This window comes from Amycolatopsis balhimycina FH 1894 (assembly GCF_000384295.1).
Classification (GTDB): domain Bacteria; phylum Actinomycetota; class Actinomycetes; order Mycobacteriales; family Pseudonocardiaceae; genus Amycolatopsis; species Amycolatopsis balhimycina.
The window spans coordinates 3,630,815-3,655,855 of the sequence record NZ_KB913037.1; the positions used below are offsets into that span (position 1 = coordinate 3,630,815).

The 25,041-nt window shown below is 69.7% G+C and carries 21 protein-coding genes; 13 read left to right on the forward strand and 8 right to left on the reverse strand.

Annotated features, from left to right (window positions below; genetic code table 11):
* Positions 1–126: 126 nt before the first annotated feature.
* From A3CE_RS0115725 to A3CE_RS0115735, 3 genes are read right to left on the reverse strand one after another with little or no spacing between them, the layout of a single operon-like run.
* On the reverse strand, positions 127–597 hold the full coding sequence (locus tag A3CE_RS0115725) for a DUF4262 domain-containing protein (RefSeq protein ID WP_020641051.1): 471 nt from the start codon (positions 595–597) through the stop codon (positions 127–129).
* 60 nt (positions 598–657) lie between these two features.
* On the reverse strand, positions 658–1,716 hold the full coding sequence (locus tag A3CE_RS0115730) for a tartrate dehydrogenase (RefSeq protein ID WP_020641052.1): 1,059 nt from the start codon (positions 1,714–1,716) through the stop codon (positions 658–660).
* Positions 1,713–3,176 (reverse strand): NAD-dependent succinate-semialdehyde dehydrogenase, encoded by a 1,464-nt coding sequence (locus tag A3CE_RS0115735; protein ID WP_020641053.1) that lies wholly within the window; start codon positions 3,174–3,176, stop codon positions 1,713–1,715. Before A3CE_RS0115735 ends, A3CE_RS0115730 begins: the two co-directional genes overlap by 4 nt.
* 90 nt (positions 3,177–3,266) lie before the next feature.
* Between A3CE_RS0115735 and A3CE_RS0115740 the strand changes: the two genes are divergently transcribed.
* Positions 3,267–4,523 (forward strand): aspartate aminotransferase family protein, encoded by a 1,257-nt coding sequence (locus A3CE_RS0115740; RefSeq protein WP_020641054.1) that lies wholly within the window; start codon positions 3,267–3,269, stop codon positions 4,521–4,523.
* A gap of 2 nt (positions 4,524–4,525) precedes the next feature.
* Entirely contained in the window at positions 4,526–5,023 is a 498-nt protein-coding gene (locus A3CE_RS0115745) for a DUF3830 family protein (protein ID WP_020641055.1), read from the forward strand.
* Positions 5,024–5,070: 47 nt separating this feature from the next.
* On the opposite strand, the gene A3CE_RS0115750 is transcribed toward A3CE_RS0115745, so the two are convergent.
* The gene (locus A3CE_RS0115750) at positions 5,071–5,892 is read right to left on the reverse strand and encodes an aldo/keto reductase (protein ID WP_026468522.1); all 822 of its coding nucleotides are present in this window, start codon (positions 5,890–5,892) and stop codon (positions 5,071–5,073) included.
* A 215-nt stretch (positions 5,893–6,107) separates the two neighbouring features.
* On the opposite strand from A3CE_RS0115750, the gene A3CE_RS0115755 reads away from it, so the two are divergent.
* The 6 genes from A3CE_RS0115755 (at position 6,108) to A3CE_RS0115780 (ending at position 11,998) form a co-directional block, all read left to right on the forward strand.
* On the forward strand, positions 6,108–6,479 hold the full coding sequence (locus A3CE_RS0115755) for a hypothetical protein (RefSeq protein ID WP_020641057.1): 372 nt from the start codon (positions 6,108–6,110) through the stop codon (positions 6,477–6,479).
* A 5-nt stretch (positions 6,480–6,484) separates the two neighbouring features.
* A complete protein-coding gene (locus A3CE_RS0115760; protein ID WP_020641058.1) occupies positions 6,485–6,961 on the forward strand; it encodes a roadblock/LC7 domain-containing protein in 477 nt (158 codons plus the stop codon).
* A 108-nt stretch (positions 6,962–7,069) separates the two neighbouring features.
* Positions 7,070–8,455, forward strand: a complete 1,386-nt coding sequence (locus A3CE_RS0115765; protein ID WP_020641059.1) for an FAD-binding oxidoreductase — start codon at positions 7,070–7,072, stop codon at positions 8,453–8,455.
* A 73-nt stretch (positions 8,456–8,528) separates the two neighbouring features.
* Positions 8,529–10,091, forward strand: a complete 1,563-nt coding sequence (locus tag A3CE_RS0115770) for an acetolactate synthase large subunit (protein ID WP_020641060.1) — start codon at positions 8,529–8,531, stop codon at positions 10,089–10,091.
* A 43-nt stretch (positions 10,092–10,134) separates the two neighbouring features.
* Positions 10,135–10,938 (forward strand): SAM-dependent methyltransferase, encoded by an 804-nt coding sequence (locus A3CE_RS0115775; RefSeq protein ID WP_020641061.1) that lies wholly within the window; start codon positions 10,135–10,137, stop codon positions 10,936–10,938.
* Positions 10,939–11,200: 262 nt separating this feature from the next.
* Complete coding sequence (locus tag A3CE_RS0115780) at positions 11,201–11,998, forward strand: SAM-dependent methyltransferase (protein ID WP_020641062.1); 798 nt, start codon at positions 11,201–11,203, stop codon at positions 11,996–11,998.
* Here the strand turns inward: A3CE_RS0115780 and A3CE_RS0115785 are convergent.
* Both A3CE_RS0115785 and A3CE_RS0115790 read right to left on the reverse strand, forming a co-directional pair.
* Positions 11,995–13,401 (reverse strand): MFS transporter, encoded by a 1,407-nt coding sequence (locus tag A3CE_RS0115785; protein WP_026468524.1) that lies wholly within the window; start codon positions 13,399–13,401, stop codon positions 11,995–11,997. The genes A3CE_RS0115780 and A3CE_RS0115785 overlap by 4 nt on opposite strands.
* 91 nt (positions 13,402–13,492) lie before the next feature.
* Positions 13,493–13,942 carry a DUF3761 domain-containing protein gene (locus A3CE_RS0115790; RefSeq protein WP_020641064.1) on the reverse strand — a complete coding sequence of 150 codons (450 nt, stop codon included), beginning with the start codon at positions 13,940–13,942 and terminating at the stop codon, positions 13,493–13,495.
* A 142-nt stretch (positions 13,943–14,084) separates the two neighbouring features.
* On the opposite strand from A3CE_RS0115790, the gene A3CE_RS0115795 reads away from it, so the two are divergent.
* From A3CE_RS0115795 to A3CE_RS0115805, 3 genes are all read left to right on the forward strand, one after another.
* Positions 14,085–15,152 carry a sensor histidine kinase gene (locus A3CE_RS0115795; RefSeq protein WP_020641065.1) on the forward strand — a complete coding sequence of 356 codons (1,068 nt, stop codon included), beginning with the start codon at positions 14,085–14,087 and terminating at the stop codon, positions 15,150–15,152.
* A 7-nt stretch (positions 15,153–15,159) separates the two neighbouring features.
* Positions 15,160–15,828 carry a response regulator gene (locus A3CE_RS0115800; protein WP_020641066.1) on the forward strand — a complete coding sequence of 223 codons (669 nt, stop codon included), beginning with the start codon at positions 15,160–15,162 and terminating at the stop codon, positions 15,826–15,828.
* Between the two features lie 114 nt (positions 15,829–15,942).
* Positions 15,943–18,000 (forward strand): MMPL family transporter, encoded by a 2,058-nt coding sequence (locus tag A3CE_RS0115805; RefSeq protein ID WP_020641067.1) that lies wholly within the window; start codon positions 15,943–15,945, stop codon positions 17,998–18,000.
* Between the two features lie 77 nt (positions 18,001–18,077).
* On the opposite strand, the gene A3CE_RS0115810 is transcribed toward A3CE_RS0115805, so the two are convergent.
* Positions 18,078–20,249, reverse strand: coding sequence for a 3-hydroxyacyl-CoA dehydrogenase NAD-binding domain-containing protein (locus tag A3CE_RS0115810; RefSeq protein ID WP_020641068.1), 2,172 nt, complete (start codon positions 20,247–20,249; stop codon positions 18,078–18,080).
* A gap of 8 nt (positions 20,250–20,257) precedes the next feature.
* Positions 20,258–21,469: an acetyl-CoA C-acetyltransferase gene (locus tag A3CE_RS0115815; RefSeq protein ID WP_020641069.1), complete on the reverse strand. Its 1,212-nt coding sequence runs from the start codon at positions 21,467–21,469 to the stop codon at positions 20,258–20,260.
* 149 nt (positions 21,470–21,618) lie between these two features.
* On the opposite strand from A3CE_RS0115815, the gene A3CE_RS0115820 reads away from it, so the two are divergent.
* Together A3CE_RS0115820 and A3CE_RS0115825 are read left to right on the forward strand one after the other, a co-directional pair.
* Positions 21,619–22,797: a TetR/AcrR family transcriptional regulator gene (locus tag A3CE_RS0115820; RefSeq protein WP_020641070.1), complete on the forward strand. Its 1,179-nt coding sequence runs from the start codon at positions 21,619–21,621 to the stop codon at positions 22,795–22,797.
* A gap of 460 nt (positions 22,798–23,257) precedes the next feature.
* A complete protein-coding gene (locus tag A3CE_RS0115825; protein WP_063714207.1) occupies positions 23,258–25,036 on the forward strand; it encodes an HEXXH motif domain-containing protein in 1,779 nt (592 codons plus the stop codon).
* The last annotated feature ends 5 nt before the right edge of the window (positions 25,037–25,041 follow it).

Below are 25,041 nucleotides of genomic sequence, written 5' to 3' on the forward strand. Positions count from 1 at the left end.
GCGCGTGTTCGCAGGGTCGACACACGTACTCGGATGGCCGGTTCGCGGACCACGAAGGACGACACGCGGGCATGGACGGCCGGCACGGGTTCCGGAAAGCAGTTGACCGGCACGGCGCACGGGCACTTAGCGGGCACGGCGCACCCCCAGGACCGGCTGGCCGCCTTCGCCGTCGCGGAAGTCGGGTGACCACGGCCAGCGGCCCTGGTCGTCCGCGTGGACCAGTTGCAGCGCACGGATTTCCGGGCCGAACAGCGCGACCGCGAACACCAGGTGCGCCGACGGTTCCGCGAGCGCGACGACCTCGACCAGCGGACCGCCCCGTAGCGGGATGCGTTCCCCCGGCGAAGGTGGCGACGCGTGCAGGGCGTGTTCGGCCATGCCGTTGAGCAGGTCACCCGCCACCCGCATGGGCAGGCCCGTCACGACCAGCTCCGGCAGGCCGAACCCGCTGAGCCCGATCGTGTAGGCCCATGGCGGGTACAGGCCGGATCTTTCCACTCCCTGCACGAGCCAGCCCCGGTCGGCCACGCCGTCCCGGAGCAGCATCAGGTATTCGGACTGTGGCCGGTCCGGGTTGTCGCACTGCCAGCACATCGGTGTCTCCTCCCCCTCGGTGGGCTCGTGGCCACCGTGCCGGAGGGCACCGACAAAAACTCAGCCCAGCGCTTCGGCCACCGCCGTGCCGAGCCGTTCTGTGGTATCCGTGCCGCCGAGGTCCGGGGTGCGCACTCGGCCCTCGTCGAGCACGCGGTCCACCGCGGCCCGGATCGCTTGCGCGGCAAGGATTTCGCCCAGGTGTTCGACCAGCATCGCGGCCGCCAGGATCTGTGCCACAGGGTTCGCGATCCCTTGCCCCGCGATGTCCGGAGCGCTCCCGTGGACCGCCTCGAACATCGACGGGAATTCACCCGATGGGTTGATGTTTCCGGACGGTGCCATGCCGAGCCCGCCGGTGATCGCGGCCGCGAGGTCGCTCAGGATGTCGCCGAAGAGGTTCGACGCCACGACGATGTCGAGGCGATCCGGCGCCTGGACCATCCGCGCCGCCAAGGCATCCACGTGCATCTGTTCACTGTGGACGTCCGGAAACTCCGCCGCGACCTCGGCGAAGATCTCGTCCCAGAACGGCATCGAGTGGATCAGGCCGTTGGACTTCGTCGCCGAGCAGACGCGGGAAGACCGCGTCCGGGCCAGTTCGAACGCGTACCGGATGATCCGCGTGACGCCGACGCGCGTGAAAACCGACTCCTGCAGCACGAATTCGTCGGGCCGGCCGGCGTTGTGCCGTCCGCCGATCGCCGAATACTCCCCTTCGGAGTTCTCGCGGACGATGACCAGCTCCAGTTCCTCGGCCTTCCGCCCGGCCAGCACCGATGTCGTGCCGGGCAGCAGCCGCACCGGCCGCAGGTTGACGTACTGCTGGAACGCGCGCCGCAGCGGGATCAGCAGGCCCCACAGGGAAACGTGGTCCGGGACGCCGGGGAAGCCGACCGCGCCGAGCAGGATCCCGTCGAACGCCGAGAGCTGCTCGACGCCGTCGTCCGGCATCATCGACCCGAGCCGGGCGTACCGCTCGCAGCTCCAGTCGAACTCGTTCCACTCCAACGCGAAGTCGAAGAGGACGGCCGCCCGGTCGAGGACCTTGCGGGCCTCGACCGTGACGTCCACGCCGATCCCGTCACCCGGGATGCTCGCCAAGCGGTAGGCCGTCACAGGGCCACCGCGATGTACTTGGTCTCGAGGAACTCGTCGATGCCGACCGAGCCGCCTTCGCGGCCGAGCCCGGACTGCTTGATCCCGCCGAACGGTGCCGCCGGGTTCGACACGATGCCCTGGTTGAGCCCGATCATGCCGGCTTCGAGGGCCTCGGAGACGCGCAGCGCCCGCTTGAGATCGCTGGTGAAGACGTAGGAAACCAGCCCGAACTCGGTGTCGTTCGCCTTCGCCACCGCCTCTTCCTCGGTGTCGAACGGCGTGATCGGGGCGACCGGCCCGAAGATCTCCTCGTGCGTCAGCCGCGCCTCCTGCGGGACGTCGGTGAGCACGGTGGCCTGGTAGAAGTGGCCGGGGCCGTCGACGCCGGAGCCGCCGGTGAGCACCTTCGCGCCGCGGTCGGTGGCGTCCTTGACCAGCTCGGTCACCTTGGCCACGGCGTTCTGGTCGATCAGCGGGCCGACCACGACATCCTTCTCGGTACCGCGGCCCATCGGCAGGGCCCGCATGCGCTCGGTCAGCCGCCGCGCGAACTCCTCGACGACGCCGCGCTGCACGTAGAAGCGGTTCGCCGCGGTGCACGCCTCGCCGATGTTGCGCATCTTCGCCTGCATCGCGCCCTCGATGGCGGCGTCCATGTCCGCATCCTCGAAGACCAGGAACGGCGCGTTGCCGCCCAGCTCCATCGACGTCCGCAAGACCTTGTCGGCGCACTGCTCGAGCAGCTTGCGGCCGACGCCGGTCGAGCCGGTGAAGGAGAGCTTGCGGGCGCGCCCGTCGCGGATCAGCGGCTCCATCACGCCGCCGGAGTCGCTGGTCGTGAGGACGTTGAGCACGCCTTCGGGCAGTCCCGCCTCGGCGAGGATGCCGGCCAGCGCGAGCATCGACAGCGGCGTCTGCGCGGCCGGCTTGATCACCATCGTGCAGCCGGCGGCGACCGCCGGGCCGATCTTGCGCGTGCCCATCGCCATCGGGAAGTTCCACGGCGTGATCAGCAGCGTCGGGCCGACCGGCTGCTTCGTGATGAGGAACCGGCCGACGCCGTTCGGGGCAGTGGCGAAGCCGCCGTCGATGCGGACGGCCTCCTCGGCGAACCAGCGGAAGAACTCCGCGGCGTAGGCGATCTCGCCCTTCGACTCGGCGAGCGGCTTGCCCATCTCCAGGGTCATCAGCAGGGCAAGCTCCTCCTGACGCTGCATCAGCAGCTCGAAGGCCCGGCGCAGGATCTCGCCGCGCTCGCGGGGCGCCATCTTGGCGAAATCGGCCTGCGCTGCGACGGCCGCGTCCAGCGCCGCGACGCCGTCCGACGGTGCAGCGTCGGCGACGTGGCACAGCTCCTTACCGGTGGCCGGGTCGACCACCGCGAGGGTCTTCCCGTCCTGGGCGGCGACCCATTTGCCGCCGATGAACAGTTCCTTGCCGACCGCCTCGACGACGCCGGACTCGGTGCTCGCGCTCATCCCGACTTGCTCCTCACGTGTTGTCCCGGGGCCATGCTATGGATATTGTCAACAATCGACAACCCGCTCAGACCGACCGAGGAGCACGCTGTGGCCCAGCTCTCTCCGCTGCTCAAGCAGGCAACGCCCGTCGTGGTCGACCACGGTGAAGGGGTTTACCTCTACGACGTCGAGGGCAAACGCCACCTCGACTTCACCGCCGGCATCGGCGTCACGAGCACCGGGCACTGCCACCCCCACGTCGTGCGGGCCGCGCGGGAGCAGATCGGCAAGCTCGTCCACGGCCAGTACACGACGGTCATGCACAAGCCGCTCCTCGAGCTGACCGAGCGGCTCGGCGAGGTCCTGCCGAGCGGGCTCGACTCGCTCTTCTACGCGAACTCGGGCAGCGAAGCCGTCGAAGCGGCATTGCGGCTTTCGCGGCAGGCGACGAAACGCCCGAACGTCATCGTCTTCCAGGGCGGCTTCCACGGCCGGACGGTCGCCGCCGCGACCATGACGACGTCCGGGACGCGGTTCAGTGCCGGCATCGGCCCACTGATGGCGGGTGTGCACGTCGCGCCGTTCCCCTACGCCTACCACTACGGCTGGGACGAGCAGACCGCGACGAAGTTCGCGCTGCGCGAGCTCGACTACCTGTTCCAGACCGTCAGCGCGCCGAACGAGACCGCCGCGATGTTCGTCGAACCCGTGCTCGGCGAAGGCGGGTACGTCCCGGCGAACACCGAGTTCATGGCGGGGCTGCGCGAGCGCGCCGACCGGCACGGCATCCTGCTCGTCGTCGACGAGATCCAGACCGGTTTCGGCCGCACGGGGAAGTTCTGGGGCCACGACCACTTCGACGTCTCGCCGGACATCGTCCTCATCGCGAAGGGCCTGGCGAGCGGCTTCCCGCTGTCCGGCATCGCCGCTTCGCAGGAGCTGATGGCGAAGGCGTTCCCCGGCTCTCAGGGCGGCACGTACGGCGGCAACGCCGTTTCGTGCGCAGCCGCGATCGCGACGCTCGAAGTCATCCAGCAGGAGAACCTGGTCGAGAACGCCGCCGAACGCGGACGCCAGCTGCTCGAAGGCGCGCGGGTGATCGCGGACAAGACGCCGTCGATCGGCGAGGTGCGCGGGCTCGGGCTGCTCGTCGGGTCGGAGTTCACCACCGCCGACGGCGAGCCGGACACGGCGACCGCACAGGCCGCGCAGCAGGCGGCGACGAAGAACGGCCTGCTGCTGCTCACGTGCGGGCCGTACATGAACGTCGTCCGCATGGTGCCGCCGCTGGTCGTCACCGCCGAGCAGGTCGACGACGCGCTGCGCGTCTGGGGAGACGTCGTCGCGTCGGTCACGGGGAGCTGAGCATGGCCCGGTACATCACGATCACCCTCGACAAGCGCGGCGTCTCCTGCCGTGCCCGGCTGCTGGACGACGAGGCCCCGCGGACCTGCAAGGCCGTCTGGGACGCGTTGCCGCAGAGCGGGTCCGCCTACCACGCGAAATACGCGCGCAACGAGGTCTACACACTCGTGCCGCCGTTCGCGGAGCCCAAGCCCGGACGGGAGAACCCGACGATCACGCCGATCCCCGGCGACGTCGTGTACTTCGGCTTTGCGGCCTGGGAGATCGGCAACCCCGCCTACGGCTACGACGAAGGCAGCGAGGCGCACAGCGACCAGGGCGCGACCGACCTGGCGATCTTCTACGGGCGCAACAACCTGCTGATCAACGGCGACGCGGGCTGGGTGCCGGGCAACGTGTTCGCCACGATCGAGGAGGGCCTGGCCGAGATGGCGGCGGCCGCGCAGGACCTCTGGCTGCGGGGTGTCGAGGGCGAGACGCTCTCGTTCGCGCGAGCCTGAACGCCCGGAACGGGGCCTGGCCGCGGGGTATCCGCGGCCGGGCCGGTTCACCTGAGCGCGTTCAGCCGCTCGAAGTCGTCGTCGGAAAGCACCACGTCCGCGGCGGCGCAGTTCTCTTCGAGATGCGCGATCGACGACGTCCCCGGAATCGGGATCACGACCGGCGAACGGCGGAGAAGCCAGGCGAGGGACACCTGCGCGGGCGTCGCGCCGACGCCGGCCGCGACCTTGGCCAGCGTGCCGCCCGCCGTCGCGTGGTCACCCCGCGCGATCGGCAGCCACGGCACGAAAGCGATCCCCTCGCGCTCGCAGTAGGCGAGGACGTCGTCGGACGCGCGGTCGGTCAGGTTGTAGCGGTTCTGCACGCTCGCGATCGGCGCGACGGCCCGCGCTTCGGCCAGCTGCGCGACGCTGACCTCCGACAACCCGATCCGCGCGACCTTGCCCTCGTCCCGCAGCCGGGCGAGCGCGCCGACCTGGTCGGCGAGCGGTACCTGCGGGTCGAGCCGGTGCAGCTGCAGCAGGTCGAGGCGTTCGACGCGCAGGCGCCGGAGCGAAAGTTCCGCCTGCTGCCGGAGGTATTCGGGCCGGCCCAGCGGAACCCACTCGCCGCGGCTCGGCCGGGCGTGCCCGCACTTCGTCGCGATGAGCAGGCCGGGGTACGGGTGCAGCGCGTCAGCGAGAAGTCGTTCGTTCAGGCCCAGGTCATAGGCGTCCGCGGTGTCGAAGAAGGTGACGCCGAGCTCGGCCGCCCGGCGCGCGACCGTCTCGGCGCCGGCTTTCACGTGGTCCCATTCGGTGAGCCGCATGGCGCCGAAACCCAGTCGCCGCACCGAAAAGCCGTCTTCGAAGGTGTACGTCGTGGTCATGCCGGAAGCTTCGCCGCCACTCGCGTCACCCACCAGAGATTTAGTCTGAGCTAAATCAAAGCAGAACCACTCTACGTGACATTACCCGCTGTTGTTAACGCGAACAGTCTAGCGTGATTACGCCGTTCAGGGATATCCGGACGCATCGGTCAACTCTAGGGTGATCGAACCTGACCACGCCTGTGCGTCGCCGGAGCCGAGGAGAAGTGAGCCCCATGAACATCGAAACGGCATTGAAGGAAGCCCTTTCCATCTCTGGTGCGGTGGGCGCGGCACTGGTCGACTACGAGAGCGGGATGGCACTCGGCACACTGGGTGGCGGCGACTGGCTGGACCTGGACACCGCGGCCGCCGGCAACACCGAAGTCGTCCGGTCCAAGCTCAGAGTGATCTCCGCACTCAGGCTCAACGACCAGATCGAGGACATCCTCATCACGCTGCGCCGCCAGTATCACCTGATCCGGCTGCTGCAAGGGAGCAAAAACGACTCCTCACTGTTCCTGTACCTCGTTCTGGACCGGGAGCGGGCCAACCTCGCGCTGGCGCGCCACCACCTCAAGAAAATCGAAGCCGAGCTGGTCGTGTGACCAGGATGCAGGCGGACGTACCCGGGACTCCGGCTCCTCTGCCCACACGCGGACAGAGGAGCACCGAGAGCGTCCCGGCGCAGCAGAAGCTCCGTGAACCCCACCCCGACGCCAAGGCCGCGGCCAAGGCACTTCAGGAAATCCGCGACAAGGTCGACCGGGTCAACATCACCGGGCTCCTGGTGGCGAGCCGGGACGGCCTGCTGCTGGCCAGCGACACCCAGGAGATCGAAGACGACAGCGTCGCGGCCATGGCCGCCGCCTCCGTCGGGCTCGCCACGCGGTTCGTCGGACAAGCCGGCCTCGGCGAGGCCCGGGGCGCCATGTTCCAGGGCTCTCTCGGGCACGTCTGCGTCTTTCCCGTGCAGGAACCCATCCTGCTGGTCGTGTTCGCGCGGCCGGACACGACCATGGGCCTGTTCAACGTCGTCGCCCGGCAAGCACTGACACTGCTTCAGGGGGCTCTGACCACGTCGAACTGACCACGGAAGCTCCTCCGCGCAGAAACGTGAAAAACCTTCATAGCGGCGTACCGGCGGTACGTACTACGCTGCGGTAACCACAGCGACAGCGCGGAGGAGAGACTGCCGATGGGCGACGTGACGGCACGGCTGGCCGAGATCGTCGGGGACAAGAACGTGCTCACGGGCGAAGCGATCTCCGAGGACTACGCGCACGACGAAGCGTTGACGGCGGAGCCACAGAAGCCCGCGTACGTGGTGAAGCCGGCAACGGCCGAAGAAGTCGCGGAGCTGCTGAAGGCCGCTTCGGAGCACGACGTCCCCGTGACGGCCCGCGGATCCGGCAGCGGGCTGTCCGGGGCCGCCCGGCCGAGAGAAGACGGGCTGCTGATCTCCTTCGAGCGGATGAACGCCGTGCTCGAAGTCGACACCGGCAACCACGTCGCCGTCGTCCAGCCCGGCGTGACCCTCGCCGAACTCGACGCCAAGACCGCCGAAGCCGGGCTCAGCTACACCGTCTACCCCGGTGAGCTGAGCGCGAGCGTCGGCGGGAACGTCGGGACCAACGCCGGCGGGATGCGCGCGGTGAAGTACGGCGTCACCCGCCACAACGTCCTCGGCCTGCAGGCCGTGCTGCCGACCGGCGAAATCATCCGCACCGGCGGCAAGACGTCGAAGATCTCCACCGGCTACGACCTCACCCAGCTGATCATCGGCTCCGAAGGCACCCTCGCGCTGGCCACCGAGATCACCGTCAAGCTGCACCCGCGGCTGCCCCACGGCGCCACGGTGCTCGCCCCCTTCGGCGACTTCGGCCAGGTGATGGCCGCCGTGCCGGAGATCCTCTCCAGCGGGCTCGCGCCGCACATCCTCGAGTACATCGACAACCTGACCATGGCGGCGATCGTCTACAACGAGAAGCTCGAGCTCGGCGTGCCTGACAAGATCCGCGAGACCAGCGAGGCGTACCTCGTGGTCGCGCTGGAAAACCGCGAGACCGGACGGCTGCACGAAGACGTCGAGACCGTCGGCAAACTGCTCGGCGAACTCGGCGCGACCGACGTCTACGTCCTCGAAGGCAGCTCGGCGCGCAAGCTCATCGAGGCTCGCGAGAAGGCCTTCTGGACCGCGAAGGCGGCCGGCGCCGACGACGTGATCGACGTCGTCGTGCCGCGGACCGCGATGCCGCAGTTCATCGCCAAGGCGCGGGAGCTCGCGATGGCCGCCGGCGGCGGTGCGCTCGGCTGCGGGCACGCGGGCGACGGCAACGTCCACTTCGCGATCTTCTGCAAGGACGCGGCCAAGCGGAAGCAGCTGCTCACCGATATTTTCGCCTACGGCATGGAGCTCGGCGGCGCGATCTCCGGCGAGCACGGCCTCGGCCGCGCCAAGGCCGGCTACCACCAGGAACTCGAAGACCCGGCGAAGATCGAGCTGATGCGCCGGATCAAGCAGAGCTTCGACCCCGCCGGGATCCTCAACCCCGGCGTTCTCTTCCCCGAAGGAACCGCATGAGTGAGCCTGCGAACGAATCATTCAACACAGCGCTTGCCGCTCAGGCCGCGCCGAGCGTCAGCGAGGTGCGCGCATGAGCGAGCTGAACGGCGCCCAGTCCCTGATCCGCACCCTGGTCGACTCCGGCGTCGAGGTGTGCTTCGCGAACCCCGGCACGTCGGAGATGCACTTCGTCGCCGCGCTCGACACCGTTCCGGAGATGCGGGGTGTGCTCGCGCTGTTCGAAGGCGTCGTCACCGGTGCGGCCGACGGGTACGCGCGGATCGCCGGCAAGCCCGCCGCGACGCTGCTGCACCTCGGCCCCGGCCTGGGCAACGGCCTGGCGAACCTGCACAACGCGCGCCGCGCGCACACGCCGATCGTCAACGTCGTCGGCGACCACGCGACCTACCACAAGCAGTACGACGCGCCGCTGGAATCGGACATCGAGGCCATCGCGGGCTCGCTGGAAGGCTGGGTCCGCCGCTCGGAGCACACCAAGGACGTCGGGGCGGACGCCGCCGCCGCGGTCGCCGCCGCGCAGGACGCGCCCGGCCGGGTCGCGACGCTGATCCTGCCCGCCGACGCATCGTGGGGCGAAGGCGGCGAGACGTGCGCGCCGGTCCCGCCGCGCGTGCCGCAGGCCGTCGACGCGACCACCGTCAAAGACGTCGCCGCCGTGTTCGGCACCGGCGAGTCGGTGGCGCTGCTCATCGGCGGTGGCGCGTGCCGTGAGGAAGGGCTTCGCGCGGCCAGCCGGATCGCCGGCGCGACCGGCGCGAAGGTGTTCGTCGAGACGTTCCCGTCCCGTCTCGAGCGCGGCACGGGCCTGCCGACGATCGAGCGGCTCGGCTACCTCGCCGAGCAGGTCGCCTACCAGCTCGACGGGGTCCAGCACCTCGTCGTCGCGGGCACGAAGGCGCCGGTGTCGTTCTTCGCCTACCCGGGCAAGCCGAGCGACCTGGTGCCGGACGGCGCCCAGGTGCACACGCTTGCGGCGGTCGGCCAGGACGTCACGCGCGCACTGAACGAGGTCGCGGACCTCGTCGCCGCGGACACCGAACCCGCGCTGGCGCCGGCATCCCGGCCCGCGCTGCCGAGCGGTCCGCTGACCCCGCAGAACTGGGTCGATGTGATCGGCGCGCTGCTGCCGGAGAACGCGATCATAGCCGACGAGGCCAACACGTCCGGCCTGATGCTGCCGATGGCGACGGCCGGCGCGCCGCGCCACGACGTGCTGACGCTGACCGGCGGCGCGATCGGCTACGGCATGCCGGTGGCGACCGGGGCGGCGATCGCCGCGCCCGACCGGCCGGTGCTGAACCTGCAATCGGACGGCAGCGCGTTGTACACGATCTCGGCGCTGTGGACGCAGGCGCGGGAGAACCTGAACGTCACGACGGTGCTGCTCAACAACCGCGCGTACGCGATCCTGCGGCTGGAGCTGCAGCGCGTCGGCGCGGCCGCGAACGGACCGAAGGCGAACGACCTGCTCGACCTGTCCCGGCCGGACATGGACTTCGTGAAGATCGCGGAAGGCCTGGGCGTGCCCGCATCGCGGGCGACGACCGCCGAAGAGCTCTCGGACCAGCTGCAGCGGGCCTTCGCCGAGCCGGGTCCGCACCTCATCGACGCCGTGGTGCCGCCGCTGCTGTAGAACCCGGACTATTCTCCCGTCACACCGACGGCGAGGAGCGACGATGACCGACGAACACGCGAAGCGCGGGATCGACTTCGACAAGCCGAACGCGGCGCGCGTGTACGACTACCTGATCGGCGGCAAGCTCAACTACGCGATCGACCGGATGTTCGCCGAGCAGATCCTCCAGGTGCGGCCGGAGGCCAAGGACCTGGCCCTGCTGAACCGGCGGTGGCTGCGCCGCGCCGTGCGCTTCGGCGCGGAGCAGGGCATCCGCCAGTTCCTGGACATCGGCTCGGGCATGCCGACGGTCGGGCACGTGCACGAGGTCGTCCAGTCGATCGACCCGTCGTCCCGGGTGGTCTACGTCGACAACGAGCCGGTCGCGGTCGCGCACAGCGAGATCGTGCTGCAGGACAACGAGAACGCGGCGATGGTGCAGGCCGACGCCGAGTTCCCGGCCGACGTCCTCGAGCACCCGACGACCGAGGAACTGCTGGACTTCAGCCGGCCGGTGATGGTGATCATGGCGGCGTTCATCCACTTCATCCCGGACGAGCGCAACCCCGCCGGGCTGGTCGCGGCCTACCGCGACGCGGTCGTGCCGGGCAGCTACCTGGCGCTGTCGTCGGGCACGTTCGAGGGCCAGGGCGAGGAGGTGCGCCGCGCGGCCGAGCTGTACCAGAAGAGCGGCACCGACGTCGTCGCACGGTCGAAGGAGGAGCTGCGCGCGCTGCTGGACGGCTTCGAGATCCTCCCGCCCGGGATCGTGTTCACGCCGGAGTGGCGCCCGGACGACCCCGCCGAAGTCGGCAAGCACCCGGAGCAAGCCAGCCAGCTGGCTTTGGTCGCCCGCAAGATCTAGTGCGGGGGTCTACGTCCGCACCCACCCGGCAGGTGGTCGTCACCCACGGCGGCTCGCTGAGCCGGTCGTCGGTGCCTGGCTCGGCCTGCCGGTCGAGGCCTGCGCTCACGCCGCTTCCGGTCGAGCGCCGGGAGCGTCACCGTGCTCCACGAGGACGACTACTTCCACAACCGCACGCTGCGCACACTGAACGACAAGAGTCACCTCGCGGGCTGACGGGCGGGTGCGGCTATTCTCGGGGCACCTGATCAGGGAGCGGCGGATGAGCCAAGACGAGCACGCGCGGCGGGGCATCGACCTCGACAAGCCCAACGCCGCGCGCGTGTACGACTACATCCTCGGCGGGCAGCTCAACTACGCCGTGGACCGGATGTTCGCCGAGCAGGTGCTCACCGCGCAGCCGAACGCGCGGGAGCGGGCGCGGCTGAACCGGCAGTGGCTGCGCCGGGTCATCCGGTTCGGGATGGACCAGGGCATCCGGCAGTTCCTCGACATCGGCTCGGGCATGCCGACCGTGGGGCACGTGCACGAGGTGGCCCAGGCCGTCGACCCGAAGGCGCGGGTCGTCTACGTCGACAACGAGCCGGTCGCGGTCGCGCACAGCGAGATCGTCCTGGAGGACAACGAGAACGCGGCGATGGTGCACGCCGACGCCGAGTTCCCCGACGACGTCCTCGAACACGACACCACCGAGATGATGCTGGACCTGGACCAGCCGGTGATGGTGGTGATGGCGCTGTTCGTGCATTTCATCCCGGATTCCCGCGACCCGGCCCGGCTGATCGCCGCCTACCGCGACGCGCTCGCGCCCGGCAGCTACCTCGCCCTGTCGTCGGCGACCTACGAGCAGCAGAGTGAAGGCACTACTCGCGCCGTCGAGATGTACAAGCAGAGCGCGAACCCCGTCACGCCGCGCTCGGCCGACGAGCTCCATGCCCTCGTCGACGGCTTCGAGATCGTCGACCCGGGCATCGTGTTCATTCCCGAGTGGCGCCCGGACGAAGCCCACCCGAACCCTTCGGAAAGCGGCGGCCTGGCGCTGGTGGCGCGCAAGAACTAGACGGCGACCAGCTCCGGCGCGGTCCGCGTCTTCGGGACCAGCGCCGCCAGCAGCGCACCCGCCAGCGCGGCGAACGCGGCCACCGCGAACGTCGCGCGGAAGCCGAACAGCGACGGCACCGGGAGTCCGCCCACGCTGATCGTCAGCTGGGCCAGCATCGCCGCCATGACCGCGCTCGAGACCGCCGTGCCGACCGAGCGCATCAGGGAGTTCAGGCCGTTCGCCGACGCCGTTTCGGTGACCGGCACCGAACCCATGATCAGCGCGGGCATCGCCGCGTACGCGATGCCGACCCCGGCGCCGATGATCACCGACGCCGTGATCAGCTCGAACGCGTTGCCCATCAGCACGATCGCGAACGTGTACCCGGCGGCGATCACCAGCGCGCCGCTCATCAGCGTCGGGCGCGGGCCGAACCGGGTGATGAGCCGCGCCGAAACCGGCGAGAGCAGCATCATCACCAGCCCGTTCGGGGCCAGTGACAGTCCCGACTCCACCATGGTCTGGCCCAGCCCGTAGCCGGTCGACGCCGGGGCCTGCAGCAGCTGCGGGAACGACAACGCCATGGCGTACAACGCGAACCCGACCATGATCGACGCGAGGTTCGTGAACAGCACCGGGCGGCGGGCGGACACCCGGAGGTCGACCAGCGGGTCGCGGCGGCGCAGCTGGTAGGCGCCCCAGGCGAGCAGGACGACGACGGCCGCGGCGACCAGCCCGAGCGTCGGCACGCTGGTCCAGCCCCACGTGCCGCCCTTGACCACCGGCAGCAACAGGCACAGCAACCCGGCGGCCAGGCCGAACGCGCCGAAGTAGTCGAACGGCGCGGGCGTGCGCAGCGGCGACTCCGGCACCACGGTGACGATGAGGAGCGCGCAGGCCAGCCCGAGGCCAGCGGCGGTCCAGAAGAGCACGTGCCAGTCGGCGTTCTCGGCGACGACGGCCGCGACCGGCAGCCCGATGGCGCCGCCGACCCCGAGCGTCGCGCTCATCAGCGAGATGGCGCCGCCGACGCGTTCCGGCGGCAGCTCGTCGCGCATGATGCTGATGCCGAGCGGGATCACGCCCATCGCGCAGCCCTGCAGCCCGCGGCCGAGGATCTGGAACGCGAGCGCGCTCGTCGTCGCGGACACGACCGAACCGGCGATGAGCAGGCCGAGGCTGACGAGGATCATCCGCCGCTTGCCGTAGAGGTCGCCGAGCCGGCCGCTGACCGGCGTGATGACGGACGCGGCCAGCAGCGTCACGGTGACCACCCAGGACGCGTCGGCCGCCGACGCGTGCAGCAGCCGCGGGAAGACCGGGATCAGCGGCACGACCAGCGTCTGCATGAACGACGCGACGAGCCCGCAGGAGGCGAGCACCACGACGATCGCGCGACCCGACCGTCCGGGACGGGACACAGCACACCCCCAGCACGTAGTTAGTAAGCATCATGCAACTTCATGCACTGTACCTACGCGCCGGGCGATTACCGCTCTGATGGTGCTCTCGTCACAGCCAGGTCTTGACGCCGCCATGACCGGAGCAGGTGCCGGAACGGTGCTGGCTGTAGCTGTAGGTGCCGTCCTTGCACTGCGCGGTGGCGCCCGACGGGTTGTCGCTGGGCCGGTGGACGCAGTTGCCGTCGGAGTTCCGGTAGTAGTCGGCCCCGCACGCGGCCGGTTCCGGCGCGGCCTGCGCGGTGGTCTTCGGCTTGGCCACGGTCGTTTTGGGCGCGGCCGCCTTCGTGGCCGGCGGAGCCGTGGTGACCACCGGCGCTTCGGAAGTCGTCGCGACCGGAGTGGTGGTTTCGACCGGCGCGGGAGTGGAATACGTCGGTGTCGAATACGTCGATGTCGGCGTTTCGAGAACGCCGACACTGCCCGAATCCTTGGGCGGCACGGAACCGACCCCACACCCGGCGACCAGGACACCCGCGACCAGCACCGCACCGAACTTCATCCGCACGAGGACTCCTTAGCATGACGAATTAACGTGGCGGATGTCGATCGAAAGCCGTTCTCCGTTACACCGGAAATGATTTTGGAAAACAATCGGTTCCAGTATGGCCACGGGTGTAACGCCGTACTCCTAGACTGGGCGCATGTCCTGGTTGCGGCGTTGCGCGCCGGAGCTCGCGGTCACCGTCGCGGTGCTCGTCGGCTCGCTGTTCGCCGTGCTGAACGACGGCGCCAAGCCCGCCCACCACGCCGCGCTCGGCTGGGTGCTGACCGTCCTCTGCTGCGCCGCCCTCTTCTTCCGGCGACGCTATCCGCTGAGCGTCGCCGGGTTAACGCTCGTTTGCTGCGCCGTCTACTACCCCCTGACCGACCCGGACGGCCTGGTCCTGCTGGCCTTCGCCTACGCGCTGTACGCGGCGGCCGCGGCCGGGCGGATCCGCGGTGCCGCGCTGCTGGTCGTCGCCGCGATGGCGGGCGTCACCGTGGGCGAAATCAGCTCGCGGACCGGCCGGCACGTCGACAACTTCGCGTTCTTCCTGATGACCGGCTGGTTCGTCGCCCTGGTCGCCGGCGGCGCTGTCGCGCACTTCCGCGCCGAGGCCGAGCGCACCAAGGAAGCCGAGGCCCGGGCGCGGGCCACCGACGAGCGCCTGCGCATCGCCCGCGAGCTGCACGACGTCCTCGGCCACCACCTCGCGCTGATCAACGTCCAGGCCGGCGCCGCGCTGCACCGCCGTGACCCCGCCCAGGCCGAGGCGGCCCTCGGCACCATCAAGGACGCGAGCAAGACCGCGCTGCAGGAGTTGCGCGCGACGCTCGGCATGCTCCGCCAAGCCGACCGGCCGTCGCTGTCCCGGGTCGCCGAGCTGGCCGAATCCGTCGGCGCGTCCGGGCTGACCGTGCGCACCGAGATCGACGGCGTCGCGCACGACCTGCCGCCGGACGTCGAGCACGCCGCGTTCCGGGTGGTCCAAGAGGCGCTGACGAACGTCGCCAAGCACGCCGGCGCGAAGACCGTCGTCGTCCGGCTCGGCTACGGCCCCGACGCGCTGTCCGTGCAGGTCGACGACGACGGCCGCGGCGGCGACGCCTCGCCGGGCAACGGCATCCGGGGCATGGCCGAACGGGCGCGGGCGCTCGGCGGCGAGCTGACGGCGTCGCCGAAGGAGAACGGCGGATTCCGGGTGTGCGCCCGGCTGCCGGTGCGATGATGGGCCGATGATCCGGGTTCTGCTCGTCGACGACCAGCGGCTGGTCCGCGCCGGCTTCCGGTCCATTTTGGACGGCGAGGACGACATCACGGTCGTGGCCGAAGCCGCGGACGGGCGCGAGGCACTGCAGGCCGCGCACGACCACCGCCCGGACGTCGTGCTGATGGACATCCGCATGCCCGTGCTCGACGGCCTGGCCGCCACCCGGCACCTCCTGGAAGACCCGGCGCTCACCGGCACGAAGGTCGTCATCCTCACGACGTTCGACCTCGACGAGGACGTCTATGGCGCGCTGCGCGCGGGCGCGAGCGGGTTCCTGGTCAAGGACACCGAGCCCGAAGAACTGGTCCACGCCGTGCGCGTGGCCGCCCGCGGCGACGCGTTGCTGGCGCCGTCCATCACCCGGCGGCTGATCTCGGAGTTCGCCGCGCGGGTCACCCGCCCGGGGCCGGCCCCGGCGCTGGACCGGCTCACCGACCGCGAGCGCGAAGTACTCGCCCTCGTCGCGGCTGGTCTGTCGAACGACGAGATCGCCCGCGAGCTCACGCTCAGCCCGGCGACGGCGAAGACGCACGTCAGCCGCATCATGACCAAGACCGGCATGCGCGACCGGGCGCAGCTCGTCGTCCTCGCCTACGAGTCCGGCGCGGTGACACCGCGGTGGCTGACCCCCTGAGCCGTACTCCCCCGGGAGTACGGGAAAGGACTTAGGGGACACCGCCGGGAGCAAGCGAAGTGTCCTCCGCCGAGCGACGCGCAGTAGGGCCCTTCTCGCGAATCCTTCTCCACCATGGACACCATCACTCGCCCCACCGGGGGCACCCTGGCCCGGCTGGCCGGCTGGGCGCAGCGCCACCGGTGGCTCGCCGTCGCACTCTGGGCGCTGGTCCTCATCGGCGTCACGTTCACCGCACAGCTTGCCGGGAGCGCGTTCCACGACGACAACTCGCTACCCGGCACCGAATCCCAGCAGGTCGTCGACCTGCTGAAGAACACCGCGCAGTCCGGCGCGAGCGCGCAGATCGTGCTGAAGGCCGACAACGGGCTCGACACTCAGCGAGCCGCAATCGGACACATGCTCGAGGATGTCCGGTCCCTGCCGCACGTGCGCTCGGTGACCGGACCGTTCGAGACGCTGTCGCCCGATGGCCGGATCGGCTACGCCACGGTCACCTTCGACGCGGCCTCGACCGACCTCCCCTACGACGACATCGTCAAGTTCGCCGACACCGCGAAGCAGGCCGGGCCGGTCGAGGTCGCGCTCGCCGGGGACCCGATCAAGCGGATCTCCAAGGGCGGCGGGCCCGCGGAAGGCGCCGGGCTGCTCGCCGCGCTGGTCATCCTCGTTTTCCTGTTCCGTTCGCTGCTCGCCGCCGGGCTGCCGGTCCTCACCGCGGTGTTCGCCGTCGGGAGCACGCTGGGTGTCATCACGGTCGTCTCGCACTTCGTCGACATCGCGAGCTACACCTCGCCGCTGATGATGCTGGTCGGGTTCGGCGTCGGTGTCGACTACGCGCTGCTGATCTTTTCCCGCTACCGCACCGAGATCTTGGCCGGTTTCGACCGCGAAGCCGCCGCCCGGCGAGCGCTCGACACCGCCGGCCGCTCGGTGCTGTTCGCCGGGACGACGGTGATCATCGCCCTGCTCGGCCTGCTTGCGCTGGGGCTCGGCGGGCTGCGCGGAGTCGCGCTGTCGGTCGCGCTCACCGTCCTGATGACGATGCTCGCGTCGGTGACGCTCCTGCCCGCGCTGCTGTCGCTGCTCGGCAAGCGGCTGGAACGCGGAATCCGCCGTCATGCCGCCCGGCGAGAGCACGGCAAGGCATGGCGACAGCTGGCCGACGGCGTCCAACGGCGCCCGCTGGCGCCGCTCGCGATCGGGCTGGCCGTCCTCATCGGACTGTCCCTTCCGGCCGCGGGCATGCGGCTCGGGTTCGCCGACGCGAGCACCGACCCCGCCGGGTCCACCACGCGCCAGGCGTACGACCTGCTGGCCGAGGGCTTCGGGCCGGGCTTCACCGGACCGCTCGCGATCGTCTCCGAGGACGGCGACCCCGTCGCACTGCAGCGGAAACTCGCGGCGACGCCCGGGATCGCCCGGGTCCTGCCGCCGATGGGCCCGACGGTGCTCGCGTTCCCGGCGACGTCACCGCAGGACGCGGCGACCGCCGACCTGGTGACGCGGTTGCGGACCGACGTCCTGTCGGCCCTGCCGGGCCACTACCTCGTCGGCGGCTCGGTCGCGGCCGCGACGGACTTCGCCGGCGCCGTCGCCGATCGGCTGCCGCTGTTCGTGCTGGTCGTCGTCGGGTTGTCCGCGCTGCTGCTCATGGTGGTGTTCCGGTCGATCCTCATCCCGCTCAAGGCGGCGCTGCTGAACCTGCTGAGCATCGGCGCCTCGCTCGGCGTGATGACGCTGGTGTTCGGCGACGGCTGGTTCGGCGCGCAGCCCGGCCCGATCGAGGCGTTCGTGCCGGTGATGATCTTCGCGATCGTGTTCGGGCTGTCGATGGACTACGAGGTGTTCCTCGTGTCGCGGATGCACGAGGAGTGGCGGCGCACCGGCGACGCGCGGCTGGCGGTGCGCGAAGGACTGGCCTCGACCGGCGCCGTGATCACCGCGGCCGGCGCGATCATGGTCCTGGTGTTCGGGGCGTTCCTGCTCGACCCGTCGCGGATGCTGGCGCAGTTCGGCCTCGGCCTGGCGGTCGCGGTTCTGCTGGACGCGCTGGTGATCCGCTGCCTGGTCGTCCCGGCGATCATGCGACTGCTCGGGGCCAAGGCCTGGTGGCTGCCCCGGTGGCTGGACCGCCGTCTGCCGCACTTCGCGCTGGAACCCACGTCGTAAACGCCGTGAAGGCCACCTTGAGGAGCTCAAGGTGGCCTTCACGTTAACCGCGGTTTACTCGGAACGTTAGTGACGGTTTACTCGTAGATCTCGCCCTTGGCGGCCTTCTCCACGAGCGAAGCAGGCGGCTCGAAGTGGTCGCCGTAGCGGGCGGCCAGCTCCCGGGAACGGTCGACGAAGCCCTGCAGGCCACCCTCGTACTGGTTGATGTACTGGATGACGCCACCGGTCCACGCCGGGAAGCCGATGCCGAAGATGGAGCCGATGTTGGCGTCGGCCACCGACGTCAGCACGCCCTCGTCGAAGCACTTGACCGTCTCGAGCGCCTCGGCGAAGAGCATCCGCTCCTTGAGGTCCTCGAACGGGACCTCGGCCGAGCCGGACTTGAACGCGTCGCGCAGGCCCGGCCACAGCCCGGTGCGCTTGCCGTTCTCGTCGTACTCGTAGAAGCCCGCGCCGGTCGAGCGGCCCTTGCGGTCGTACTCCTCGACCATCCGGTCGATCACGGCCTCCGACGCGTGCGCCTTCCACGTGCCGCCCGCGGCCTCGACCGCTTCGCGGGTCTCCTTGCGGATCTTGCGCGGCAGGGTCAGGGTCAGCTCGTCCATCAGCTGCAGCGGCGGCGCCGGGTACCCGGCCTGCGCACCGGCCTGCTCGATCGACGCCGGCTCGACGCCCTCGCCCAGCGCGGCGACGGCCTCGTTGATGAACGTCCCGATCACGCGCGAGGTGAAGAAGCCGCGGCTGTCGTTGACGACGATCGGGGTCTTCTTGATCTGCAGCGTGTAGTCGAAGACCTTGGCCAGCGTGGCCGGCGACGTCTTCTCGCCGCAGATGATCTCGACCAGCGGCATCTTGTCCACCGGCGAGAAGAAGTGGATCCCGATGAAGTCCTCGGTCCGCTGCACGCCCTCGGCGAGCGTGGTGATCGGCAGCGTCGAGGTGTTGGAGCCCAGCACCGCGTCGGCGTTGACGATGCTTTCGATCTCGCCGAACACCTTGTGCTTCAGCTCGACGCTCTCGAACACGGCCTCGATGACGAAGTCGACGCCCGCGAAATCGGCCGGGTCGGCGGTCGGCTTGATCTTCGCCAGCAGCGCGTCCGACTTCTCCTGCGTGGTCTTGCCGCGTGAGAGGGCCTTCTCCTCGAGCTTGGCCGCGTAGCCCTTGCCCTTCTCGGCCGCCTCCTGCGAGACGTCCTTCAGGACGACGTCGATGCCGGCCTTCGCCGAGACGTACGCGATCGCGGCGCCCATCATGCCCGCGCCGAGCACGCCCACCTTGCGAGCCGTGTACTTCTCGAAGCCGTCCGGCCGCGAGCCGCCGGAGTTGATGGTCTGCAGATCGAAGAAGAACGCCTTCGTCATGTTCTTCGAGACCTGGCCGGTGGCGAGGTGGATGAAGTAGCGCGTCTCGATCTGGAGCGCGGTGTCGACGTCGACCTGCGCGCCCTCGATGGCGGCGGCCAGGATCGCCCGCGGCGCCGGCATGTTCGCGCCCTTGATCTGCTTGCGCAGGTTCGCCGGGAACGCAGGCAGGTTGGCCGCGAAGCTCGGGTTCGACGGCGTGCCGCCCGGGATCTTGTAGCCCTTGACGTCGAACGGCTGGACGCCGCTCTCGGGGTTGGCCTTGATCCACGCCTTCGCGGCGGGGACGAGCTCCTCGACCGTGCCGACGAGCTCGTGCACCAGGCCGAGCTCGAGCGCCTTGGCCGGGCGGTGCCGCTGGCCCTGCAGGAGGACGTTCAGCAGCGCGCTCTGGATACCCAGCAATCGGACAGTGCGGACTACGCCACCGCCGCCGGGCAGCAGGCCCAGCGTCACCTCGGGCAGGCCGATCTGGCTGCCCTTGACGTCGGCGGCGATCCGGTGGTGCGTCGCCAGCGCGATCTCGAGGCCGCCGCCGAGCGCGGCGCCGTTGATCGCCGCGACGACCGGCTTGCCGAGCTGCTCGATGCGGCGCATCTGCCCCTTCATCAGGGTGCTGCCCTCGGTCAGCTCGACCGCGTGCTCGGGCTTCGCCTGGATGAGGTCGTTGAGGTCGCCGCCGGCGAAGAAGGTCTTCTTGGCGGACGTGATGACGACGCCGGTGATGGAGTCCTTCTCGGCCTCCAGTCGGTCGACGGTCACGCCGAGCGACTCGCGGAAGTCGGCGTTCATCGTGTTCGCCGACTGCTTCGGGTCGTCCAGGGTCAGCGTGACGATCCCGTCGGCGTCCTGCTCCCAGCGGATGGTCTTGCTCTCGGCCATTGTGGTCCTCACACCCGCTCGATGATGGTCGCGACGCCCATGCCGCCGCCGATGCACAGGGTCACCAGGGCGCGGCGCGCCTGGCGGCGTTCGAGCTCGTCGACCACGGTGCCGACCAGCATCGCGCCGGTGGCGCCGAGCGGGTGGCCCATGGCGATCGCGCCGCCGTTGACGTTGACCTTCTCCTCGTCGAGGTGCAGGTCCTTGATCCACTTGAGCACGACGGACGCGAACGCCTCGTTCAGCTCCCACAGGTCGATGTCCTCGGGCTTGAGGCCCGCGGTCTTCAGCACCTTTTCGGTGGCCGGCGTGGGGCCGGTGAGCATGATCGTCGGCTCGGAGCCGATCGACGCGGTCGCCACGATCCGGGCACGCGGGGTCAGCCCGAAGGTCTTGCCGACCTGCTCGGAGCCGACCAGCACCAGCGCGGCACCGTCGACGATGCCGGAGGAGTTCCCGCCGGTGTGGACGTGGTTGATCTTCTCGACCGAGTGGTACTTCTGCAGCGCGACGGCGTCGAAGCCACCCAGCTCGCCGATGCCGGCGAAGGCGGGCTTGAGCTTGCCGAGGCCCTCGATCGTGGAGCCCGGACGGCGGTGCTCGTCGTGGTCCAGGATCGTGACACCGTTGATGTCCTTGACCGGGACGACGGACTTGGCGAAGTAGCCCCCGGACCACGCCGCTTCGGCGCGTTCCTGCGAGCGGACAGCCCACGCGTCGACGTCCTCGCGGGAGAAGCCCTCGATGGTCGCGATCAGGTCGGCGCCGGTCCCCTGCGGGACGATGTAGTTGTCGTAGGCGGTGGCGGGGTCCATGAACAGCGCGCCGCCGTCGGAGCCCATCGGCACCCGCGACATCGACTCGACACCGCCGCCGATGACCAGCTGGTCCCAGCCGGAACGGATCTTCTGCGCGGCGGTGTTGGTGGCTTCGAGGCCGGAGGCGCAGAAGCGGTTGAGCTGCACGCCGGCGACGGTGTCGGGCAGGCCCGCGTTCAGCGCGGCGGTGCGCGCGATGACGGCGCCCTGCTCGCCGACCGGGGAGACGACGCCGAGGACGATGTCGTCGATCGCGGCGGGGTCGAGGTTCGGGTGGCGGACCTTGAGTTCGTTGATCAGGCCGACCACCAGGTCGACCGGCTTGGTGCCGTGCAGGGCACCGCCCTTGTTCTTGCCGCGAGGCGTGCGGATCGCCTCGTAGATGTAGGCCTCGCTACTCACTGAACTACTCCTCGCGAGCGTGTCGGACGTCGTCGTACCGCGGCCGATGATACCGGCCAGTAGGGCTAATGCCCATTAACATATCGCCGGATAACCCCATGGTGTCAATGGGTTGCAGCTGTGCCGTTACCCGCTATCGTGCTTTCACCATGACCGATGTCGAGCGCAGTGTCAGACCGCGCGACCGCAAGGCCCAGCTGGCCGCGGTGGCGGCGGAGCTGTTCCGCGCGCGCGGCTTCCCCGGCGTCGGCATCAAGGACATAGCGGACGCGGCGGGCGTCACCGGACCGGCGTTGTACCGCCACTTCGCGGACAAGCAGGCGATCCTGGCGTACGTGGTCCTGAGCGGCTTCGAAGATCTCGAGGCGGCGACAGCGGAGGCGCTGTCGGACTCGGTTCGGCCGTCCGACCAGCTGGAAGCCCTGCTCACACGCCTCGCGACCCAAGCGGTCGAACGCCGGGAGATCGCGGCACTCTGGCGCTGGGAAGGCCGGCATCTGCCGAAGGAGGACCAGCGAGAGATCGCCCGCCGGTCGGCACTGGCGCTGGCGACGTGGGCGAAGGCCTTGCAGGTCCGCCGCCCCGAGCTGTCGTCCGAGGACGCCGAACTGCTCTGCTGGGCGGCGCTGTCGGTGTTCGGCAGCGTGTCGGTGCACCACACGTCGGTGGCCCGCCGCCGCTTCGCCGCACTCTTGGTCGAGCTGGCCCTGGGTGTGCTGAACGCCACACTGCCTTCGCCGTCTTCCGAGCCTTCTCCACCCGTGGTGGGCCTGGGCACACCGTCCCGCCGCGAGCAGGTCCTGGCCGCGGCAACGGCCCTGTTCGCCCACCGAGGCTTCCACGACGTGAGCATGGAGGACATCGGCGCGGCGGCGGGCATAGCGGGCCCGAGCGTGTACCGCCACTTCCCGAGCAAGGCAGCCCTGATGGTGGCGATCGGCCACCGGGCGGCGGACCGGCTGGCCCTGGCGGCGGAGAGGGCGCTGCAAGCTCCGGACGAACGCTCCGCGCTCCGCCGCCTGGCGGCGTCGTACGTGCACACGATTCTGCACACGCCGGAACTGCTGGTGTCGTTCTCGGCGGACCGCGTCACGATGCCCGACCGCGACAAGGCGGATCTGCTGCGGGTTCAGCGGGATTACGTGGCCCAGTGGGTGGCACTGCTTTCGTCGGTCCGGCCGGAGCTGCCGCCGCGGGAAGCGAAGATCACGGTACACGCGGCGCTGACCATAGCGAACGACCTGGCCCGCACGCGCCGCGTGGCGTCGAGGCCGCACTTCGAAGCCGAATTGACGACGTTGCTGCACACTGTTCTCGACATCCCCTGATCGACATGAAGTCAAACGAGTATTCCGTGAATACCTCCGACCCTTTTCCGTCACTTTCTCACCGAAGCAGAAAAAACGACGGCGGACTGCCGGAATCGTGTCGACAAAAGCCGAGGACCACACACCCTGCGTTACACTGAGTAACGTAGGGTGTGCCTCGATAGAGTGATGCTCTTCGTGCTAACTTACGTTTAGCCTTCCAACAGTTCTGAAGTGGACGAGGAGTAATATCGTCATGCGATCGTCGCGTCGCAGCGAGCGGCCGGGGATCAAATCCGAGCTCCTCGACCTGAGTTCCGTCTCGCTGTCCGAACTGCGGAAACTCGACCCCACCCTTCTCCGCCGTTCGATGCGCCATGCCGCGGAACGGACCGCTCACATCCCGGTGACAGCGAGTGGTAGCGGTGGCGGCGCCAAACGCGTCGACTGAAGTTGTCCAGAGGGGCTGACCGTGCACACGATGGATCAAGTGGCGTCCGCCCCGGACGCGCATTCAATCCCTTGGGACACCTTCGACCAGCTCGCGGCAGGCGGGGGCGGCGTCGCCGCGTTGAGCCTGTTGCGCAGCGCCGATCGCAGTCGCCGGTTGCTCCTCCTGCTCGGTCTCGTCGACCCGGCCACGACGGACGACCAGCTGACCGGCCCGCTCACCGGCCCCTCGTCGGCCTGGGATCTACTGGAGCGGGCCGAAAGGGCAGATCCGGAGGCATCGGAGCGGGTTCTCGCTCATCCCTACACCGGGAGCTGGGCCGGTTACGTCACGCGCCTGATCAAGCGGGGACTGACCGGTGAATGCCCGCTCTGGGTGCACTACGGCTACCTCCACACACTCGCGGCCGCGGCGGCGATTCATGCGGGCCTGGATTTCACGATCCGGGTGCCGGTCTGGAACGACACCGTCGTGCTGCCGACGCTGGGTGCCGCACAGCTCGACGAAGGCGGCGATTTCACGACCGCCGAAGTAAGCGGTGAAGCCGGTTCTTTCACGATCCGCGGCGAACGCTCGCAGGTCACTCCCGGCGCATCGGGCTGGAGCCCGCTCCGGACGTTCCGGTTCGAAACCGGCGGCCGTGCCCTTGAACTGCGACTCGATCACCTTGACCCCCACCGCGGCCTCTACCACCCGGTCCCGCCTGAACGGCTGGTGGAAGCCGACCTGGCGACCTGGCGGAACCTGCTCGGCGAAGCCTGGCGACTGATCGTCGAGCACGTGCCCGAATACGCGGAGGTTCTGCCCTCCGGCCTGGTGTCGGTCGTGCCCGAACCCGCCGTCCCCTTCCGGCTGCCCAGCGCATCGACGGGTGAAGCCTTCGGGAGCATGGTGGTCGCCGCGCCCGAGGATCCCGCCACACTGGCCGCCGCACTCGTGCACGAGTTCCAGCACATCCGGCTGGGCGGCCTGTTGCAGCTGGCCCGGCTGCACGACGACGACCGGACCGAGCGGCTCTACGCACCGTGGCGGGAGGACCCCCGGCCGCTCGGTGGCCTGGTGCACGGGGTCTACGCGTTCTTCGGTGTTTCGGCCTTCTGGCGGGCGCTGTCGCGGGCACGCCCCGACGACCGGTTGGCCGCGTTCGAGTTCGCCCACTGGCGCGCCCAGACCTGGCAGACCCTCGAAGCGATCCGGGACGACGCCGCTTTGACCGACGCAGGACGACGGTTCTTGGCCGAACTCGCCACCGTGTTCGGTCCGTGGCAGTCCGAGCCGAGCACCGCCGAAGCCCTGCGTCGGGCGGAAACGCTGGCCGCGGACCACTACGCGGGCTGGCGGCTCCGCCACATCCGCCCCGAACCGGAGACCGTCGCGGTGCTCGCCCGAGCTTGGCTGCAGAAGGCCCCCTGCCCGCCAGTGGTTCCGAACGGCCGCATCGACACCTCTTCGGACGGACAGTGGCCGAACTCCCGAGCCGACTTGATCCGGATCCTGCTGGGCGAAGACGGCGAAACCAGGCTTTCCCGGCTGTGGTCGCACGTCCCGCACGCTCTCGAAGGTGACTACTACCTTGTCGCCGATCGCAACGACGAAGCCCGTTCGGCTTATCAAGCAGAACTCGAGAAGGACCCGGATGACGCCCCGGCGCTGATCGGCCTGGGCCTCTCCTTGTCCGCTGGACCCGCCGCCCGCGCCTTGCTGGCCGTGCCGGAGCTGGTTCGCGCGGTGCACCGGAAGCTGCGCCGCGACGGTGTCGCTCCGGCGGCCGAGGAACTGGCCGGCTGGATCGGTGAGGCGGTCTCCTGACCAGC

Bases quoted from the DNA above. Each gene is read 5' to 3' on its own strand.
- A3CE_RS0115755 (WP_020641057.1), top strand. From the start codon at position 6,108: ATGAACATCGAAACGGCATTGAAGGAAGCCCTTTCCATCTCTGGTGCG.
- A3CE_RS0115810 (WP_020641068.1), bottom strand. From the start codon at position 20,249: ATGGCCGAGAGCAAGACCATCCGCTGGGAGCAGGACGCCGACGGGATC.
- A3CE_RS0115775 (WP_020641061.1), top strand. From the start codon at position 10,135: ATGACCGACGAACACGCGAAGCGCGGGATCGACTTCGACAAGCCGAAC.
- A3CE_RS0115760 (WP_020641058.1), top strand. From the start codon at position 6,485: ATGCAGGCGGACGTACCCGGGACTCCGGCTCCTCTGCCCACACGCGGA.
- A3CE_RS0115825 (WP_063714207.1), top strand. From the start codon at position 23,258: ATGGATCAAGTGGCGTCCGCCCCGGACGCGCATTCAATCCCTTGGGAC.
- A3CE_RS0115770 (WP_020641060.1), top strand. From the start codon at position 8,529: ATGAGCGAGCTGAACGGCGCCCAGTCCCTGATCCGCACCCTGGTCGAC.
- A3CE_RS0115790 (WP_020641064.1), bottom strand. From the start codon at position 13,942: ATGAAGTTCGGTGCGGTGCTGGTCGCGGGTGTCCTGGTCGCCGGGTGT.
- A3CE_RS0115820 (WP_020641070.1), top strand. From the start codon at position 21,619: ATGACCGATGTCGAGCGCAGTGTCAGACCGCGCGACCGCAAGGCCCAG.
- A3CE_RS0115750 (WP_026468522.1), bottom strand. From the start codon at position 5,892: ATGACCACGACGTACACCTTCGAAGACGGCTTTTCGGTGCGGCGACTG.
- A3CE_RS0115780 (WP_020641062.1), top strand. From the start codon at position 11,201: ATGAGCCAAGACGAGCACGCGCGGCGGGGCATCGACCTCGACAAGCCC.
- A3CE_RS0115765 (WP_020641059.1), top strand. From the start codon at position 7,070: ATGGGCGACGTGACGGCACGGCTGGCCGAGATCGTCGGGGACAAGAAC.
- A3CE_RS0115805 (WP_020641067.1), top strand. From the start codon at position 15,943: ATGGACACCATCACTCGCCCCACCGGGGGCACCCTGGCCCGGCTGGCC.
- A3CE_RS0115795 (WP_020641065.1), top strand. From the start codon at position 14,085: ATGTCCTGGTTGCGGCGTTGCGCGCCGGAGCTCGCGGTCACCGTCGCG.
- A3CE_RS0115725 (WP_020641051.1), bottom strand. From the start codon at position 597: ATGTGCTGGCAGTGCGACAACCCGGACCGGCCACAGTCCGAATACCTG.
- A3CE_RS0115735 (WP_020641053.1), bottom strand. From the start codon at position 3,176: ATGAGCGCGAGCACCGAGTCCGGCGTCGTCGAGGCGGTCGGCAAGGAA.
- A3CE_RS0115745 (WP_020641055.1), top strand. From the start codon at position 4,526: ATGGCCCGGTACATCACGATCACCCTCGACAAGCGCGGCGTCTCCTGC.
- A3CE_RS0115800 (WP_020641066.1), top strand. From the start codon at position 15,160: ATGATCCGGGTTCTGCTCGTCGACGACCAGCGGCTGGTCCGCGCCGGC.